The organism is Streptomyces scopuliridis RB72, from assembly GCF_000718095.1.
GTDB lineage: Bacteria > Actinomycetota > Actinomycetes > Streptomycetales > Streptomycetaceae > Streptomyces > Streptomyces scopuliridis.
Genome location: NZ_JOEI01000020.1, coordinates 74,245 through 91,118 on the forward strand (window position 1 = coordinate 74,245; position 16,874 = coordinate 91,118).

General features: G+C 69.4%; 11 protein-coding genes and 5 pseudogenes. 9 read left to right on the forward strand and 7 right to left on the reverse strand.

The annotated features are described in order from the left end of the window. The first annotated feature begins 490 nt into the window (after positions 1-490). Together IF11_RS0125705 and IF11_RS0125710 are read left to right on the forward strand one after the other, a co-directional pair. The gene (locus IF11_RS0125705) at positions 491-1,297 is read left to right on the forward strand and encodes a MerR family transcriptional regulator (RefSeq protein WP_030354105.1); all 807 of its coding nucleotides are present in this window, start codon (positions 491-493) and stop codon (positions 1,295-1,297) included. Next, positions 1,294-2,307 carry a BtrH N-terminal domain-containing protein gene (locus IF11_RS0125710; RefSeq protein ID WP_030354106.1) on the forward strand — a complete coding sequence of 338 codons (1,014 nt, stop codon included), beginning with the start codon at positions 1,294-1,296 and terminating at the stop codon, positions 2,305-2,307. Before IF11_RS0125705 ends, IF11_RS0125710 begins: the two co-directional genes overlap by 4 nt. A gap of 68 nt (positions 2,308-2,375) precedes the next feature. Here the strand turns inward: IF11_RS0125710 and IF11_RS40330 are convergent. Further along, positions 2,376-2,504: pseudogene (locus IF11_RS40330) on the reverse strand (transcriptional regulator); the annotation flags it as partial. A gap of 771 nt (positions 2,505-3,275) precedes the next feature. On the opposite strand from IF11_RS40330, the gene IF11_RS0125720 reads away from it, so the two are divergent. Then, positions 3,276-7,580 carry an nSTAND1 domain-containing NTPase gene (locus IF11_RS0125720; RefSeq protein ID WP_030354107.1) on the forward strand — a complete coding sequence of 1,435 codons (4,305 nt, stop codon included), beginning with the start codon at positions 3,276-3,278 and terminating at the stop codon, positions 7,578-7,580. Between the two features lie 172 nt (positions 7,581-7,752). Here the strand turns inward: IF11_RS0125720 and IF11_RS43015 are convergent. Further along, a pseudogene (locus IF11_RS43015) lies at positions 7,753-7,976 on the reverse strand (transposase); the annotation flags it as partial. A 63-nt stretch (positions 7,977-8,039) separates the two neighbouring features. Here IF11_RS43015 and IF11_RS0125725 point away from each other — a divergent pair. Together IF11_RS0125725 and IF11_RS0125730 are read left to right on the forward strand one after the other, a co-directional pair. Next, positions 8,040-8,960 carry an aminoglycoside phosphotransferase family protein gene (locus tag IF11_RS0125725; protein ID WP_030354108.1) on the forward strand — a complete coding sequence of 307 codons (921 nt, stop codon included), beginning with the start codon at positions 8,040-8,042 and terminating at the stop codon, positions 8,958-8,960. A gap of 198 nt (positions 8,961-9,158) precedes the next feature. After that, complete coding sequence (locus IF11_RS0125730; RefSeq protein ID WP_240627830.1) at positions 9,159-9,614, forward strand: HIT family protein; 456 nt, start codon at positions 9,159-9,161, stop codon at positions 9,612-9,614. A gap of 339 nt (positions 9,615-9,953) precedes the next feature. Here the strand turns inward: IF11_RS0125730 and IF11_RS0125735 are convergent, their stop codons facing one another. Continuing rightward, a complete protein-coding gene (locus tag IF11_RS0125735; protein ID WP_240627831.1) occupies positions 9,954-10,289 on the reverse strand; it encodes a hypothetical protein in 336 nt (111 codons plus the stop codon). A 296-nt stretch (positions 10,290-10,585) separates the two neighbouring features. On the opposite strand from IF11_RS0125735, the pseudogene IF11_RS42310 reads away from it, so the two are divergent. Then, a pseudogene (locus tag IF11_RS42310) lies at positions 10,586-10,714 on the forward strand (IS5/IS1182 family transposase); the annotation flags it as partial. Here the strand turns inward: IF11_RS42310 and IF11_RS40335 are convergent. Together IF11_RS40335 and IF11_RS0125750 are read right to left on the reverse strand one after the other, a co-directional pair. Continuing rightward, positions 10,671-11,033, reverse strand: a pseudogene (locus IF11_RS40335) (transposase family protein); the annotation flags it as partial. The pseudogenes IF11_RS42310 and IF11_RS40335 sit on opposite strands and share 44 nt — an antisense overlap. Before the next feature lie 128 nt (positions 11,034-11,161). Next, positions 11,162-11,881, reverse strand: coding sequence for a DinB family protein (locus tag IF11_RS0125750; RefSeq protein ID WP_030354113.1), 720 nt, complete (start codon positions 11,879-11,881; stop codon positions 11,162-11,164). A gap of 589 nt (positions 11,882-12,470) precedes the next feature. On the opposite strand from IF11_RS0125750, the gene IF11_RS41020 reads away from it, so the two are divergent. After that, on the forward strand, positions 12,471-12,971 hold the full coding sequence (locus tag IF11_RS41020; RefSeq protein ID WP_133243302.1) for a hypothetical protein: 501 nt from the start codon (positions 12,471-12,473) through the stop codon (positions 12,969-12,971). Between the two features lie 129 nt (positions 12,972-13,100). Beyond that, positions 13,101-13,240, forward strand: a pseudogene (locus IF11_RS42315) (site-specific integrase); the annotation flags it as partial. Between the two features lie 139 nt (positions 13,241-13,379). On the opposite strand, the gene IF11_RS0125755 reads toward IF11_RS42315, so the two are convergent. Next, entirely contained in the window at positions 13,380-14,021 is a 642-nt protein-coding gene (locus IF11_RS0125755) for a TetR/AcrR family transcriptional regulator (RefSeq protein WP_030354114.1), read from the reverse strand. Between the two features lie 88 nt (positions 14,022-14,109). Here IF11_RS0125755 and IF11_RS0125760 point away from each other — a divergent pair, with 88 nt between their 5' ends. Further along, positions 14,110-15,606: an FAD-dependent monooxygenase gene (locus IF11_RS0125760; RefSeq protein WP_106979256.1), complete on the forward strand. Its 1,497-nt coding sequence runs from the start codon at positions 14,110-14,112 to the stop codon at positions 15,604-15,606. 286 nt (positions 15,607-15,892) lie between these two features. Here the strand turns inward: IF11_RS0125760 and IF11_RS0125770 are convergent, their stop codons facing one another. Continuing rightward, the gene (locus IF11_RS0125770; protein WP_030354116.1) at positions 15,893-16,870 is read right to left on the reverse strand and encodes an SDR family NAD(P)-dependent oxidoreductase; all 978 of its coding nucleotides are present in this window, start codon (positions 16,868-16,870) and stop codon (positions 15,893-15,895) included. Positions 16,871-16,874 lie beyond the last annotated feature (4 nt).

Consider the following 16,874-nt stretch of genomic DNA (forward strand, 5'->3'; position numbering starts at 1 on the left):
CTCGTCCGGTGTCTGTGAGCTGCTGGTAGTCGGCGGGCACAGGTGCGCCGAGGGCCCGTCCGACGGCCGTCCAGTCGCGGGAGCGGCGCGGCCCGAGGGGAGGAACACGTTCGGTGAGGTGTCCACGGCGGGGTGCCTGGTGGGATGCGTGGTGGGGCGTTCGCGGTGCTTCCGTGAGCGTTCGACGCGTTGGCCTGGCAGCCTGGGTTCAGCCCGTGGCCGAGCCTTTGATCAGCGCGTCCATGAGGAGGTCGATGAGCCGGCGGGCTGCGCCTCACACTCGGCGCTGACGTCTATGACGCCGTCCACACCGCACTCACCGAACGCCTCGCCGCACTCGAAGCCCAGAAGGACCTCGCGGTATCGGTCGCCTTCACCCGCTGACCCGCCCTACCGACACGACACGACATGCCAAGTCGCTCAGCGCCCCGTTGGGACCAATGGGTACGGCGTTGGACTCTCCCACCGTGGGAGAGTCCACCATGGTGGTGTGCAAGACGAACTTCTCACCATCGGGCGCTTCGCCCGCCTGTGCCGGCTCAGCGTCAAGCAGCTACGGCACTACGACGAGATGGGGCTATTGGCTCCGGTCCGGGTGGACGCCAACTCCGGCTACCGCTATTACGCGCCTGAACAGGCACGTGATGCCCTGACCATCGCCCTGCTCCGCGAGATGGACCTTCCCCTGGCTGTGATCGCCCAGGCGCTGGCTGCCGAGCCTGAACACTGGGCACAGATCCTGCGCGCCGAGCGGGACCGGCTGGCCGAGCGGATCAGCAGGGACCGGGCACGGCTGGAGATGCTGGAGCGGCTGGCGGAGGGTGGCCTGCCCGGCTATGAGGTGACGATGAGCAGGGAGCCGGAGCGACGGCTGGCAGTGGTGCGGGCGGTCTGCGCCCCTGCGGAGATCGGGGAGAAGGTCGAGGACTGCGTAGGCCGGCTGCTGCCCGTGCTCGGCAGGGCGGGAATCGCATGGGAGCCGCCGCTCTGGGGCCTGTACCCGCTGGACCTGGAGGGGCGGATGGAGATCGCCGTCGGGGCGCAGACGCCGCAGGGGGTAGGGACACCCGGCCTGGAGTTCGAGGCGCTGCCCGGCGGACTCGTCGCCGAGACCGTGCACATCGGGCCCTACGCCCAGCTGCCCTTGGCCTACAACGCTCTCTTCGCCGCCATCCACGAGCGCGGACTGCGCCCGCAAGCACCCGTACGTGAGGCCTATCTCGTCGGACCGGCAGAGGCACCGCAAGAAGAACTGATGACCCGGCTGATCATCCCCGTCCAGGAGGGCATGGCATGACCACGGCAATAAGCATCGATGCCCGCGGTGGGCAGCACTGCGAGACGACGGCTCTGGGGGTGCTGCTGCGGCACCAAGGACTCGATCTGTCCGAGCCCATGCTCTTCGGCCTCGGCTCCGGCCTGTCCTTCATCTACTGGGACAGCAAGAACATGGGCTTCCCCTTCCTCGGGGGACGGGTCAAGCCTTTCGACCTCACCAGGAACCTGGCCACCGGACTCAAGCTGGAGCTCCTGGTCCAGGAGACCACCTCGCCCCGCAGGGCTTGGGAGAACGTGGTGGCCCCCATCAACGCAGGCCACCCCGTCGGACTGCAGCTCGACAGCCACTACCTGGAGTACTTCGGGTCGAAGGCGCACTTCGGCGGTCATGTCGTCGCCATGTACGGCTACGACGACCACGACGCCTACCTGGTGGACACCGACCAGCAAGGCGGAGCGGTATCCACCAGCCTGACCAGCCTCGCCCAGGCCAGGGCCGCGCGCGGCCCGATGACCGCCAAGCACCGGTCCTTCACCCTGACCGCTCCAAGGAACCTGCCCTCCCCACAGGCCCAGATCATTCCTGCCATCACCGCCTGCGCCGACGCCTTCCTCAACCCGCCCATCGCCAACCTCGGCCATCGAGGCATGGAGAAGGCCGGTAAACGGGTACGCACATGGCTCCAGCGCACCGAAAACCCGGAGCGGGACCTGCCGCAGGCTGCTCTCTTGATGGAGAAGGCCGGCACCGGCGGCGCCCTGTTCCGTAACCTCTACCGCGACTTCCTCGCCGAATGCACCCAACTGCTCGACAGCAGCCACCTCCGCGCCGGCCACGGGCTGTACACCGAGGCAGCCACCCTGTGGACGGAAGCCGCAGCGCTGATCGCAAAGGCTGGTGAATCAGGTGATGCGCAGTGCCTCGTACAGGCAGGCGCCATTCTCTGCGATCTTTCACGCATAGAGCGCGAGGCCATGCAGGCGCTGAGCTGCCTGGGGAGCGAGACCGCAAGCGCGATCCAGCCCTGACGGTCTTCAGAAACGTTCATCAAAGGTCGCTCTGCGGGACCGCCCGGTGCACGCCGTCGTCGGCCGCTTCACCGTATGGGCATGTCCGTTGCCCCCGTGGGGAATTCCTCGATGCCGAGTACCCGCAGCAGCTCCAGCCGCTCGCGGGCCTCGGCGTCCGCCGGCGTGAGCACCAGCAGCTGCTGGCCCTGGTCGGGAAGCGGGGGTGTGACAGAGCCCCCGGGCAGTGGGTGTCACGGTGGCCGCGGAGAGCGACTGGCGCTACGGCATCGGAGCACAGCGGCGGCGACGAACTGGGGGCGGACGGCCACGGAGAGGAGAGCTGGTCTGTGCCCTCTGCGACATTCGAGGCTGCGGTCTTGCCGCTGCACGACATCCGGAAGCCGAAACCGTGCCTGAAGACCCCAGCGCCAACGACCGGCACTGCGTCACCTCAGCGGCTGCGAAGCCCCAGGGTGGGAAGCCCCAGGGTGGGAAGCCCGCCCGATACGGTGCGGACGGACGAAGCGCCCGTATCGGCCGTCAGTCTGCACCGTGACGGGGCTCTGCCTCCGCGGTCCTCTCCGCCGACGTGGGTCCCGCTCTCCGTGACCTGCCGCGTGGAGCCCGCCGAGAAGCCGCCATGACCCCATCAACCTGGAGTGTCAAGACCGTCGAGCGAGCCCGCGGCCGCCTCTCTTCCTTCCATCAGCAACTGACCGGTAGGACCGTCCTCCCGTCCTGTGCGCACCGTGGAAGTGCCGTTGAGCCACCGCAGCGATGACGGGATGGGGAACGCCCCGGACGAGATGACCCTCGGATTCGGCCGTTCCTCGTCCGCCGAGGCGGATGTCGTGAACGCCGGCACCGCCACAGCGGCCAACTTCGCAGTCACTCCGACCTGGAATAGAAGTGACCGCGCAGACGCCAACGGGGATACTCCGTGAGGGAGTTGACCCAACGGGGGTTGCGGTGACGCGGAGGTCGTGGTGACGGCTGCGGAGACGGGCACGGGGGCCGGGTCGCGGAGCCCCGAAGAGGCACTGGCCGCTGCCGTGGTACGGGTCAAGGGCCCCGGCGGCGAACTCGCGGGCGCCGGCTTTCTCGTCGCCCCCGAACTGGTGTTGACCTGCGCCCACGTGGTGAACGACGCCCTTGACCGGCCCCGCGAGGACGAGGTGGCGGCGGGCACCGAGGTCTTCGTCGACCTGCCTTTCGCCGAGGGCGGCAGCGCGGCGGAGGTCGAGCGCTGGGTGCCGGTACGGTCGGACCAGACCGGCGACATCGCGGTCCTCCGGCTGCGTGCGGCGATACCCGGGACCCGCCCGCTGAACATGGCCGACACCGAGCGAGTGTGGGGCCACGACGTACGCGTACCGGGCTTCCCGCGTCGCTCCCCGGGCGGCGTCTGGCACTACGGACGGCTGCGCGGCGGCACCGCGGAGGGCTGGGTGCAACTGTCGCAGGCGGATCCGCACGGCGTACCCGTCGAGGAGGGGTTCAGCGGCAGCCCGGTCTGGGACGAACAACTGCGGGCCGTGGCCGGCATGGTCGTTGTGATCCAGCCCGGCGGGGTCCGGCAGAGCTTTCTGATACCCACCCGCACCCTCGTCGCCGAACTGCCCGAACTGGCGCCTGTGGTCCGCCCCGCGTCGCCGTTCCGCGGCCTGTCCACCTTCCAAGAGGCCGACGCGGACGTCTACTTCGGGCGGCAGGACGACATCGCCGACGTCACCGCCCTGCTCGCCGGCTCACGCCCATGCGTGACCCTCATCGGTCCTTCCGGCTGCGGCAAGTCCTCGCTCGCCCGTGCGGGCGTGGTGCCACGGATGCGCGAACGGGGCCATACCGTCCTGGTGGTGCGCTCCGGCGAGGGCACCTCCCTGCGGGCGGCGCTCGCCTCGGAGCTCGTCACGGCCGTACGTCCACGACTGCGCGGAGCCGCAAGGGCTCAGGAGGTGCGGCAGCTGGAGGAGCTCCTCGCGGAGCGCGGACTCATGGACGTCCTGCGCATGACCGGTGGGGAGGGGGAGCGAGGGCTGTTCGTCCTGCTCGATCAAGGCGAAGAACTGCTCACCGGACCGGACCGCGAGGTCGAGGAGGCCGTCCGGCTGCTCTTTCCCGCGCAGCCGACGGGGCGCCAGCCCGAAGGACTGCGGGTGTGTGTCACCCTCAGCTCGGGCCTCACGGACGCGGCCCTCAGCCATCCGTTGCTCGCCCCGGCACTCGGCCGCGGCCAGGTGCGGCCGCTTGCCCCGATGTCCCGTGCGCAGTTGGAGCAGGTGATCCGCCGCCCCCTTGAGGCGACGCCTGCCGTGACATGCGACGACGGGCTCGTGGAGCGGCTGCTCGACGACGCGGGCGACGGCCCCGGCGCGCTGCCACTGCTGGGCTTCGTCATGGCGCAGCTGTGGGACGGGCAGGCCTCGGGGCGGCTGAGATTCGATACGTATCGTGAAGTCGGAGGCGTTCAGGGCGCGTTGGGGCGGTACGCCGAGACCGTCTGGCGGCAGTGCGTCCGCGAGGCCGACGAGACGGAGGCCATGCGGCTGCTCACCGATCTCGTCCGGTTTCTGCCGGGCGACGAGACCCCGATACGCAGTGTCCTGAGCCGGGAGGAGGCGGGTGCGGGGCGGTGGCGGATCGCGACCGCGCTCGCCGAGCGGCGGCTGCTCGTACTGCGCGGCGGTGACGGGGAGCCGGTGACCGTCGAACTCGCCCACGAGGCACTGATCGGCGCCTGGAAGCGGCTTGAGGAGCGGGTGCGGCAGGACCGGAAGTTCCTGGCCTGGCGGGCAGAGCTGCGGCACGACGTGGAGCGTGGGCAGCTCCTGGAGGGTGAGCCGCTCGCGGAGGCGGAACGGTGGGTGGCGCTTCGGGGTCCCGAACTGACCAACACGGAGCGGCAGTTCATCGACCGCTCGGTCGGGAGGCGGGTGGCGCGGGAAGAGCGTGCCCGGCGGCGGGTGCGGCAGAAGCGGTGGTTCATCGGCGGACTCGCCGTCCTGACGGTGCTCGCGGTAGTCGCCTCGGGGCTCTTCTTGTGGCGCAACGCGGAGCTCGACGGACAACTGCGACGGGCGGCGTCCGAGCAGTTGGCGGTGCGGGCCGAGCAGCTCGACGACGTGTCGGTGGTGACGTCGGCGCTGTTCTCGGGGGCCGCCTATCGGACGGCTCAGGAGCCGGCGGCCCGTGCCGCGTTGATCAGGCAGTATCTGCGGCTGCGCCACGTGGAGCGGGTGGTGTGGGACAACCACGCTCCGGTCCGTGATGTCGGGATGAGCGAGGACGGCAAGCGGATCAATGTGGGCATGACCTCCGGCGACGCCGTCGGTCTGACGCTCGGCACGGACGAGGTGCATGAGCGCGGCCTGCCGACTGGATCGAGGATCGTCACGCTCTCGCCCGACGGGCGCATCTCCGCGCGGGCGTCCGTCAACGGGAAGGTGTCCCTGGGAATCTCTCCGGAGGGCGGGGGCGGGGGTGACTGGCGCACGGTGGTCCTGCGGGACGGTGACGCCGTACGGGAGAACGCTCGCGCCGCCGTCGACCTCCGCTTCGACGGCACCGGGCGCAGAGTGCTCGCCGCACTGCCCGGCGAAGGGGTCCTGGCCTGGGAGACCGAGAGCGGCCGGCGCGTGGGCAAGGCGCTGCGCGCGCCGAAGGGATGGGAGACGGCCGAGGCGTGGTTCGGTCCGGAGGGAACAGTGATCGGCCGGATCACTCAGGAAGGCGCGGCCGAAGGGGCCGAGGGACGCCTGGTCCGCTGGAGCCTGGATAACGGCCAACGGGACTCGGCGACATGGGGAACGGACCGGACCGCTGCCGTCACGGTCAGCGGCGACGGCCGGACGCTGGTGCGGTGCACCCCGGAAGGGCTCCTGCAGTCCTGGGACCTGACCGGCAGGCCGAAAGTGCGCCATCAGTACAGCACGCGGCAACTGGGCCTGGTCTGCCCGCTGAACGTGCCGCGCCTTGACCGGTCAGGCCGCTTCCTCATCAACCCGGTGCAGCGCTTCGGTGCTTCTCTCGGCAGGTTCCGCTTCCTGGTCCTCGACCTGGTCGAGGGGCGCCCCGGCACCCTTGACCTGCCCGCGCCCGCACAGCAGGACGAGTCGTTCACCGGCAGCTCGCAGCTGCCCGCCGTGGCGCTCACCGGGCCGCCCGAGAAGCTCCGGGCCGCGGTCGGCGTCGGGGGGACGGTGATAGTGGCGCGTGTTCCGGTGCCGTCCGCGTTCGACAGCGCCATGCTCACCGCCGGGATCAGGACCGTGGACGCCGACCACAACCGCGTCATCAGCGTCGACGCCGACGGCAAGGGGCTGCGCCTGTGGGACCTGCGTACGCACAGGATGCCGGCGGCGGTGCGGCCGTCCCGTCCGCTGGCCTCCGTGTACAGCGCGTACAGCCCGGACGGCACACGGGTTCTCACGCCGGCGGCGGACGGCCGCACCGTCCTGGTCTGGGAGGTGGACGGGAGCACACTGAAAGAGCTGGACCGGATCGATCTGCCACGGCCGCCGGGCATCGACCCCACGGGCCCGGACCCGCGCTCCGGGCGTACGCCGGCGTGGGTCAACATCACCTTCGACGGCCCGGACCATGTGGTGATCTCGGCGTTGTCGTACGTCATGCGATGGGACCTGGCGCAGCGCCGGGAAGCGGGCACGGCCTACCGGCCCAGGGCCCAGGAGTCGGTCGAGGTCTCGTTCGCGGCCGCCGGCACCTGGGCGGTGGCACGCCCGGGCCACGGGCAGGCGGCGGTGCGCACACCCGACGGGAAATACGACATCGTGATCTGGGACTTCGAGGAAGGCCGGGAGGTCGGTTCGATCGACATCAAGGAGTTCGGCGCCGTCAAGCAGCTGGGCTTCGACCCGACGGGACGGCTCCTCGCGGTGCTGACCTACGACGGCGCCGTACGGGTGTGGGACATGGACAAGAAAGGCGAGGAGAAGTGGCTCAAGCCGCTGGCGTACCAGGGTGTCCAATGGCTCGGCGCCTTCGCCTCGGAGTCCACCCTGAGCACCCAGAGCACGCTGAACGAGTACACCACCTGGGATATTCGCAGCGGCACCGAGCGCTACCACTTCACACCGGGGTACGGCGCGACCGCCGATCTGACCGAGGACGGCGCGTTCATGGGCCTGGTCGACGGGTCGGACGGCCACATCCTTGAGCTCGATCCGGAGCGCTGGCTGGAGAAACTGTGCGCGGTGGCGGGGCGCGGCCTCTCGCCGGGGGAGAAGTCCCTGGCGCCGCCGGGCAGTAGGACGGACGAGGTCTGCGACTGAGCCGACAGGTGAAAGGGTGCCGCCGGACTCGGGTTCGGTGGCCCCCTTTCGTACCGGCTACGCCTTGATCATGTACCGCCTACGCGTTGTTCTCCTCCGCGCCGTTGGCCTCGGACGCCCTCTCCTGCGCAGCATGGTCCGCCGCAACTTCCGCCGCATCACGCGGTCGGAGTCGCCGCCACGGCGAGACGTCCACAGCCAGTACGAGCCGGCCGACCGTAGCCCGCGGGCAGCGAGATTCCAGCCAGCGCTCGGCGCAGACGGGCGACGTCGATCCGGCCCCCCCCGCAGGTTGAGCCCGCCGTACCGAACTCCGTGCCCACGGCGGTGTTCGGGCGCGAGGGCGAGATCGACCAGCGTCCGTACCGGCCCGTCCGTGCACAACACATCCGACGCCGGACCTTGACTCGGACTCGCCTGAAACCAGGGCGGGCCGCCGCCCGGCTACCGTTGCTCCACATGACCCACATCGAGATGGAGATCACCGCGGAGTTGGTTCGGGATCTGCTGCGCGACCAGCACCCCGACCTGGCCGATCGCCCCTTGAGGCTCGGTGCGCGTGGCTGGGACAACCAGCTGTGGCGGCTCGGTGACGATCTCGCCGTCCGGTTGCCCTGGGCGACGCAGTCCGCGGACGCGCTGCTGCGCAAGGAGCACGCCTGGCTGCCCGCCCTCGCCCCGCGCCTTCCTCTGCAGGTCCCCGTCCCGCAGCGCTTGGGCGAGCCCTCCGAGCGGTTTCCGCGCCCCTGGATCGTCACCACCTGGGTGCCGGGCGCACCCGCCGACCGCGCCCCCGCCACGAGCGCTGCGGAGGCGGCCGACGCCCTCGCCACCTTCCTGACGGCTCTTCACCGACCCGCCCCCGACGGGGCGCCCGCCGGCGGCTATGGCCGCGGGGGACCGCTGGCCGACCGCGCCGAGCAGTTCGCCGAGCAGCTCACCTCGGCCACCGAGCTGGGGCTGATCCCCGACCCGGATGCCGTCCGCGCGGTCTGGGAAGACGCCGTCGCCGCGCCCGACTGGGCGGGCCCGGCACTGTGGCTCCACGGCGACCTGCATCCGGCCAACGTCCTCACCGCGGACGGCACCTTCTGCGGCGTGATCGACTTCGGCGATCTCTGCGCGGGCGATCCGGCCTGCGACCTCGCCGCCCCTTGGGTGCTCCTGCCGGACGGCGCCGCCGACCGCTTCCATGACGCCTACCAGCCGGCCGCGGACGCCGCGACCCTGCGCCGCGCCCGCGGCTGGGCGGTGCTGCAAGCCCTCAGCGGCATCCTCATCGGGAACGCCGGCGTCCACGGCCGCCCCGGCGGCAAGCCCACCTGGGGCCCACCCGCCCACACCGCGCTGCGACGCCTCACCACAACGGCCCACCGCTGATCGAGCGGCCCGGGCGTGATCAATAGCATCTGCAGGAGCATCCTCGGGCCGCCGGCAGTGGGTTGAAAAACAAGCTCTGTACCTGTTTGTGATCCCTTGATTGAAAAGGGTGTTCTTCGAGAGCACCTGAAAATGTGGAATTGACTGGCGCGTGGCCTCTCGCGCCTGGTGTCGTAGGGCGCACGAGGTGTCTTCGAGTTGGGGGCCGGGTTGCTGGGCGACGGATGTGTCTTCTGCGCGATCGCGCGAGGTCAGGCAGCGGCGAGCATCGTCTTCGAGGATGAGTGGGTCATCGCGTTCATGGACCTCCAACCCGTGACCCCGGGGCACCTGCTCGTCATTCCGAAGTCACATGCGGAAGGGCTGGAGGATCTTCAGGACGACATCGGTATGCGGGTCTGGGCGGTGGCGCACCGGCTCGGACGCGCACTGCGGCTATCCGGCCTGCGGTGCGAAGGAGTCAATCTCTTCCTGGCTGATGGCGAGGCGGCCTTCCAGGAGGTCTTTCACGTCCATCTGCATGTCTTCCCCCGCTTCAAGGGGGATCCGTTTCGTATTGAGGCGGACTGGCGGGTGCACGAGCGCCGCCAACTCGACGAAACGGCGACGGCGGTTCGCAGGGGGATTGCTGCCCTCGATGTCCTTCCGCGCTGAAAAGGACGAACCGGGTGTGCAAAGGGCAGGCCAGGCCTCGTTGTCCGCTCGCGGCGCCCGTGGCCGGCCCGACCATGAGCCCGACCATGGGTGCACAAGGGGTGCGTGGTTGGCCTGACCAAGCCCCTTGACCGCCTTCACCATCGGCCGTCGCACTCGCCGACACCTTTGAGCCCCGTCCGCCTGCCCGCCTCCACGGTGAAGGGGATCCAGTCGCGGTGCCATCCCAGGCATTGAGCCTTTTCCAACCTCACGTTGAGGGTGCGTGATGGAGAAGACTGCGGTGCTTCTCGCATGGAGTTGCTCGACTGCGTCGTGACGTCGGCACGGTACCGTTGATCAGCTGCGGCCTTCGGCGCTGCTGTCGGTGATCGCTCGGAACAGCTCGCGAGCCCGCTCGCAGAACTGCTCGACCTCCGTGATGTCCGGCTCGTCACCGTCCGCCAGCATCCGGGCCTGGAGCTGCTCGGAGCGCAGCCCGCCGTAGCGGGCCCGCACCTTCGCGGTCACCGGCTGGACCGCGATGTGCAGGTGCTTGCGCGCGTCGCGGCCGTGCGACCACATACAGACGTAGGTCTGTTCGGGCCGGCACAACGTCTCCACGACACGAGCGGTATCGCGCAGCAAGGGGCCGAGTTCCGCCGCTGCCGTGTCGTCGAGCTCCGCGATGGCCACGACGTGCTCCCGAGGACCGACGATCAAGGTGCCGAGATTCATCGGACCGACGACGTGGTTCACCACCCAAGCAGCGGTCTCGTGCAGGACGCCCCCGGGCAACTCCCGGCGCCCGGTCAGAAGGTCACACCCAAGACACCCCGTCACATCCACGTGCACCAGCCTATACAGAGCCCCGCCGCGATGATGTCGACGGCCAACTTGGTTGATGAATCCGCCGGTTGGCCCGCGTACGCGATGAAGCTCTTGGTAGACGGGTTCACGACCAAGATCGCCTGTGCCGTCAGGAGCTTCACGTGCTTGTCCACCCGTCTGCCCTCGACGTGTCCACCCGGCACCTGCGGTTCCTGACCGATCGGTTGGCCGCGCATCGGGCGGCGTGCGGGACTCGGTGGCGCCGGCTGACCGCCGGCCGCCAGGCGCTTGGGACCAGCGCCCCCGGAACGGCACTCGGACCGTGCCGGCGGCGCCTTGGTGGCCCTTGTCGGCCCAGCAGGCCAGGTTCGCTTCGGCGACGGCGTCAATAATGGCGTGGGCGGGCGGCTTTGATGTCGCGGGTGGCGCCGGGCAGCGCCGCGCTGACCCACAGCGATCTGCCGTGCGGGTCGGCGAGGACTTGCACGTGTATCCCGTGCCGCTTGTGCTTGCCAGAGCAGAAGGGACGATCGGCGGCGATCCGGTCGATCGGCAGCAGGGGTCGTTCAGGATGACGTACGCCTTCGCGCGGGCCGTTCGGACGGCGTCCTGACGTGAGCCAGGGCGAGCGGGTCCTGGCGGCCGCCGGTCACTGACAAGCTCACACCGCAGGTGACAAACCGCTCGCTGCCGTGTGGATCGGAAACGCCATGTAACACCTCGCGGCGCGCCCGGGCCTACCGGGGAGTGGTGAAGCGGGCCTGCCACAGGTCACGGAGCAACGCGATCTCGGCCATGTGGTGGATGAATTCGAGATTGGCCCCCGACAGCACGGTGATGAATGGGTCATCGGGGTCGGAGCCGTACGGGTACTGCGAGAAGCCGACCGTATCGAGCTGTTCGTCGGTGACGGCGGCGACGCTGTCGCGCCAGCGGTCGATCAGCGCCCAGAACCGCTTGAGTGCCAAGGCGGCGGAGGGGGCGAAGTCGACCAGCAGCTTCGGCTCCTGCCGCCGTTCACCGAAGGTCCACTCCCATTGGCCCGCGAAGCAGGAGTGCAGGTGCCCCAGCCGCCACGCGATGGTGGTGACCGGCACTTCATCGGGCTCAGGCGCACCGGTGTGGGCGAGGACCTGCTCGACCCGCTCGACGCTCACGCTCCAGTCATCGGCGATCTTGGCGACCGTCATGCCGCCTGCGGCCTGCCGGGCAACCTCGGCGTACTCGCTTGCCGGGATGTCCGGGGCGCCCTTGTCGAGCACCCACTCGCCCGGCCCGTACGCCCTGGGCGTCGCGGCCTCGCCCCGGCGCCGGATCGACCAGCAACCGGGCACCGGCTCCCACAGGTACTCCTCGTCGCCGAGCCCCGTCAGTCGCACCTGGGCCATCTCCCTGGCGTGGTCGAACTGATCGAGCAGCAAGCCCAAACGGTCGGTCCGCGCGCCCTCAGTCTCCATGCCTGGCTCCCTTCGCCGTCGCGTCTCGTACTCACCGCGTTCAGACGGAAGTTAACGGCTCACCTCACGGGGCGCGACCGATTTCCTCGCCCACGAAGCGGTGCGCCCGCGCGGCGTCGTAGTTCGGAACGCGCCTCTTTCAACCCGGCGGTCATTTCGATGTTCTGGTGGAGTTCGTCGATGTCGGTTGGAGCTCCCGCCCCGACTGCCTTTCAAGCGCCGTACCGCGTCCCAGAGGCCATGTCAGTGCCGATGGTTCGGGGGTGTTGGTCCGTCGCCGTCACCCAGTCCTTGCTGTCACCTCACCGATACTGGCCGTGACCCTGATGTCATGCCCTTGTTGAAGTCGTAGCGGTCCATGGCGTGGACCGTGTCATGTTCCGCGCCTGAGTTCGTGTTCCTGTCCCTCTCTGTTTGAGTGGGACGATCAGGAACAGCCGCGGATATGGGCGGCCCTGCCTGAGGCGGGGCCACTGCGGCGGGGTAGGACGCGTTCTTGAGTGTCGGACTGTTGCCGGACAGCTCATTGTCGTTACGACTTGACGTCGCAGCCGGCCTTATGGGTGCCCACTGAGTACAGGTTGCACTCATGGAGAGACAACTGCGGGCCCCGACCGGTCACGGCGGGGGATGCCTGTTCAACGGGTGCATGGTTGCTTGTGTTCTGTTCGTCTTGACCTTCGCAGGTATGTGGATCTGGATGACAACGCAGCCGGAACGCGATGAAGCCAAAGCGCGTGCAGATCTGCGCGAGACTGTCGACGCGCGCCGGAACGGCCTGGTCGAGGCTGCGTCCGACGGCGTCCTGCAGGGCGAAGAAATCACCGAGCTGTTCCCTCCAGAGAAACCGGCCAGGGGACTGGTCGATGTGAAACGACGAGGCGAGGCCACTACCGTCACCGCAGGCTTGCTCGGGCATGGCCTCCCAAGAGCGTTCATATTGGTCCTTGAGGCAACCGTGGCAGGCTGTTACGCCTTCGACGTGACTCCTTCTGTAAACGGGAATGTACGAGTATCCGCACGCGAACTGCCTGACGAAACATGCGAGGTCAGCTCAGTGAGAGGCAATCCGAATGCGGTGGCGCAGTGAGTGCGCCGTGGCTTGGCGCGCCCTTGTTGTGGTGCGCGGGGATATGCCTGACCGGTGATGAAGTGGGCGAAACCCTCGAACTGCTGTGGGCAGCTCCGCGGTCAAGGCGTGGAACGCCCGCCGGGCGTCGGTGGATTGTTCGTCACCCATCCCAAGCCCGGCCCGGCGAGGTCCTCGCGCCGCGCGACGTATGCCCGGACACCGGACTGGCTCAGCTCTCGTACGGGCAGGCCCGTGCCCTGCTCGACGAGCACACGGCCGTCGCAGGGCGCCGAGGCGATCACTCTGGGGCGCGGAGCGAGATGAGGACCTGAGCCTGCGCGGAGGTGGCGGCCGGGCCGTTGACACGGGTCCGCGCACCGCGGAGGGCCGCACGATGTCGACGCTCGCTGCTCGCAGAGCCCCGCTTCACCCCCGCGGGGTCAGCTGGCGCAGTCCATTCTCCAGCAGCGAGAACGCGTGCTCGGCGTCCTTCACGGCACCCGCGTAGCGCTCGCCGGCGGGTTCCCCGTACGCCAGGCGTTCGGCGTTGTCCTGTGCCAGTGCCCACTGCACCGCGACGATCTGGACGGCAGCCAGCCGCGCGGTGAGTTCGGGAATATCTGCTGTTTCCTGCAATGCCTGGGTAAGTGCCTGTTCGGCGCCGGTCTTGAACCGATCCATCCGGGCCACTAGCGAGGGCGCGTCGAGGATCATCTGGTGGACCCTGCGCACCTGGGGATGGTCGTTGAGCCCGGTGATCGGGTCCCGCTCGCGCAGCCCCTTGAGGAAGTGCTCGCGCACCGCGGCCAGCGGGGCGGTGCGGGGCGGACGGGCCCGCACGACGCGTGCGATTTCGGTCTCGTGGTCGGCGAGGCGATGCACCACGAGGTCTTCCTTCGTCGGGAAGTAGGCGAAGAGCGTGCGTTTGGATACCTCGGCCGCCTCGGCCACCTGAGCCACCGAGACCTGGTTGAAGCCGTGTTCGAGGAACAGCGTGATCGCCGCCTCGGAGATCGCCGTACGGGTCCGCTGCTTCTTACGTTCCCGTAGCCCTGGCTTGCCGTCCACGACACCCACGGTAGCAAAGAGTTACCCTGAGGGGATTTCTGCACCGGGTATACTTTTACTCCAAGGTGAGAGATGGGACGGAGTGAAGGTGTTGTCGGAGATCGAGACTGAGGTCGTCATCGTGGGCGCCGGCCCGGCCGGGCTGATGCTGGCGTGCGAACTGGCCCTGGCCGGGGTCGAGACCCTGGTGCTGGAGAAGCTGCCGCGGCGCATCGAGCAGGTGAAGGGAGGCGCGATCCAGGCCCGTACCGCCGAACTGCTGGAGATGCGCGGGCTGCTGGAGCCGTTGCTGCAGCGGGCCGCGCAGAGTGATCCGGTAGGCGGGCACTTCGCGGCCCTGCCGGTGCCCTTGGACTGCACCCCCTGGCAGACCAGGCATCCTTTTCCGATCGCGATTCCCCAGTGGGAGATCGAGGAGGCACTGGAAGAGCGGGCGATCGCCGGCAGCGCGCGGGTTCTGCGCGGGAGCGCGGTCTCAGGGGTCGAGTCGGACAACAACGGCGTGACCGTGACAGCGGACGGTATGCGGGTGTGGGCGCGCTATCTGGTGGCGTGCGACGGCGGACACAGTACGGTCCGCAAACTGCTCGGGCTGCCGTTTCCCGGCAGGCCCGGGACCCATCAGGCGGTGCTGGCCGACATCCGTCTGTCCGCCGTTTCGTCGCTGGTGCCGCAGCAGATGGGGCACATGAGCACCCTGACCCGTCAGGGTGGCGGCTACTGGGCCATGCTGGCCCCTCTCGGCGGTGACCGGTACCGGCTCACCTTCGGGCGCGCGGGCCAGGAGGACATCGCCCGCGACGCCCCCGTCACCCACGAGGAGATCACCGCCGCGCTGCAGGCGGTGTACGGCGAAGAGACCGCCCTGGGCGTGGTGGACAACTCGTCGCGGTTCAGCGACGCCACGCGACAACTGAAGCACTACCGCGCGGGCCGCGTCTTGTTCGCCGGGGACGCCGCGCACATCCATCCGCCGCTGGGCGGCCAGGGCCTGAACCTCGCCATCCAGGACGCGTTCAACCTCGGCTGGAAACTGGCCGCGGCCGTCCAGGGCCGGGCGCCGAGCGGCCTCCTGGACAGCTATCACACCGAACGGCATCCGGTCGGAGCTCAGGTGCTGCACCACACATCGGCACAGCGGGTCCTGGCCGATCCGCACCCGAGCGAGGACGTGGCCGCCCTGCGTGACATCTTCATCGACCTGCTGCGACTGCCCGACGCCAACCGTCACCTCGCGGGACTGATGTCCGGCCTGTCGCTACGCTACGAGTTGTCCGGCGAGCATCCGCTCACCGGACAACGGATGCCGGACGTCGACCTGGTCACCCAAGCCGGCCCCACCCGGCTGTCGGCGCTGTTCGGTTCGGGGCACGCCGTCCTGCTCGATCTGGCCGGAGTCGTCCCGGCCGACCTCCGACTCCCGGCACGAGTCGACCTCGTCCGTGCCACATGCAGCGACGATATGGGTGCTGCCGCCCTGCTCATCCGTCCTGACGGCTACCTCTGCTGGGCTGCGGACAACTCCGCCGCCTGTGGCGAAACCCTGCTCTCCACAATCGCCGGCGAGTTGACGGAGGCGCTATGAGCACCCTGTGCACCATGGCCTCACCGCACTCACGCGAGCGGTGGCCGATCCGCACGTCCTGGCCCGGTCGTGTGCCGTAGGGGCGGTGGCGACCCGAATCCACGACGACACAGAGCTGGCCGCTCGGGTCATCTGCGGGCTTCAGCGGCCCCAACTCACGCCCATCAGATCAACGGCCGCAGGCGCCGCTCGGTCGTGGACACCAAGAGCCTGCCGCTGTTCGTCCTGGTGACCCCGGCCGGCATGACCGCGTTCCCGGCCCTTCCGCTCTCCCACGGCTGGAGGGTCACGCCTCCAGCATCGCCAGGGAGACCTCCCACAGTCGGTCCGCGTCCCGCTCGTCCAGTGCATGCGCGGCGACCCCGGACGGCTCGGGACCGGACTCAGTGTCCGGGGTGCACGGCTCGGCTTGGTTGCCGTTCTCGAAGTAGCGTCCCGTGACACCCTCCATAAGCGGGGATCCGGCCACCAGCACCGAGGTGGCCGCGCCCTGCTCCGGGGTCCGCCACGGGTAGCTGTCGAAGATGGCCCGGACTTCCGGCGTCATGGCCTCGCCCTGCTGGTGGCGCTGCAAAGAGGTGCGGATCCCGCCGGGCATCAACGCGTTGGCGGTGATGCCGTCGGCCGCCCACCGCCTGCCCGCCTCGACGGCGAAGAGAACGTTGGCGGTCTTGGATTGTCCGTACGCCAGCCAGGGGTCGTAGGGGCGTCGGTGGAAGTGGATGTCGTCGAAGACGATGCCCGAGCGCCGGTGCGCGTTGGAGGAGACCGAGACGATCCTCGCCCCGTCGGCCAGGGCCAGCGCCCGGTGCAGGCCCTGAGCGAGCCGGAAATGCCCAAGGTGGTTGGTCGCGAACTGCAGCTCGAAGCCCTCCCGGGTGCGGTGCGGCTCCGGCAAGGCCATGATCCCGGCATTGTTGACCAGGATGTGCAGAGGGCCCGACCATGCCTGGGCGAACGCGGACACCGAGGCCGAGTCGGACAGCTCCAGCGGGGCGACGTGGACGCGGGGACTGACCGCGGTGGCCGCGATGTCGTCCGCGGCCCTCTTCCCGGCGGCGAGATCGCGTACCGCGAGGGTGACCTCTGCCCCGGCGCGGGCCAGGGAACGGGCGGTCTCGATGCCGATCCCGGAGGCGCCGCCGGTGACGACGGCACGCTTTCCGGTGAGGTCGACCCCGTGGAGGACCTCGTCCGCGGTCGACTCGCGGGTGAAGGGGGTGATGATGCGGGAGTGGATGTCGCTGGTCATGTTGCTGGTCATGCCC

Excerpts from the sequence above, each read along its gene's own strand:
- IF11_RS0125710 (WP_030354106.1), top strand. The coding sequence starts at position 1,294 with ATGACCACGGCAATAAGCATCGATGCCCGCGGTGGGCAGCACTGCGAG.
- IF11_RS0125725 (WP_030354108.1), top strand. The coding sequence starts at position 8,040 with ATGACCCACATCGAGATGGAGATCACCGCGGAGTTGGTTCGGGATCTG.
- IF11_RS0125750 (WP_030354113.1), bottom strand. The coding sequence starts at position 11,881 with ATGGAGACTGAGGGCGCGCGGACCGACCGTTTGGGCTTGCTGCTCGAT.
- IF11_RS41020 (WP_133243302.1), top strand. The coding sequence starts at position 12,471 with ATGGAGAGACAACTGCGGGCCCCGACCGGTCACGGCGGGGGATGCCTG.
- IF11_RS0125770 (WP_030354116.1), bottom strand. The coding sequence starts at position 16,870 with ATGACCAGCAACATGACCAGCGACATCCACTCCCGCATCATCACCCCC.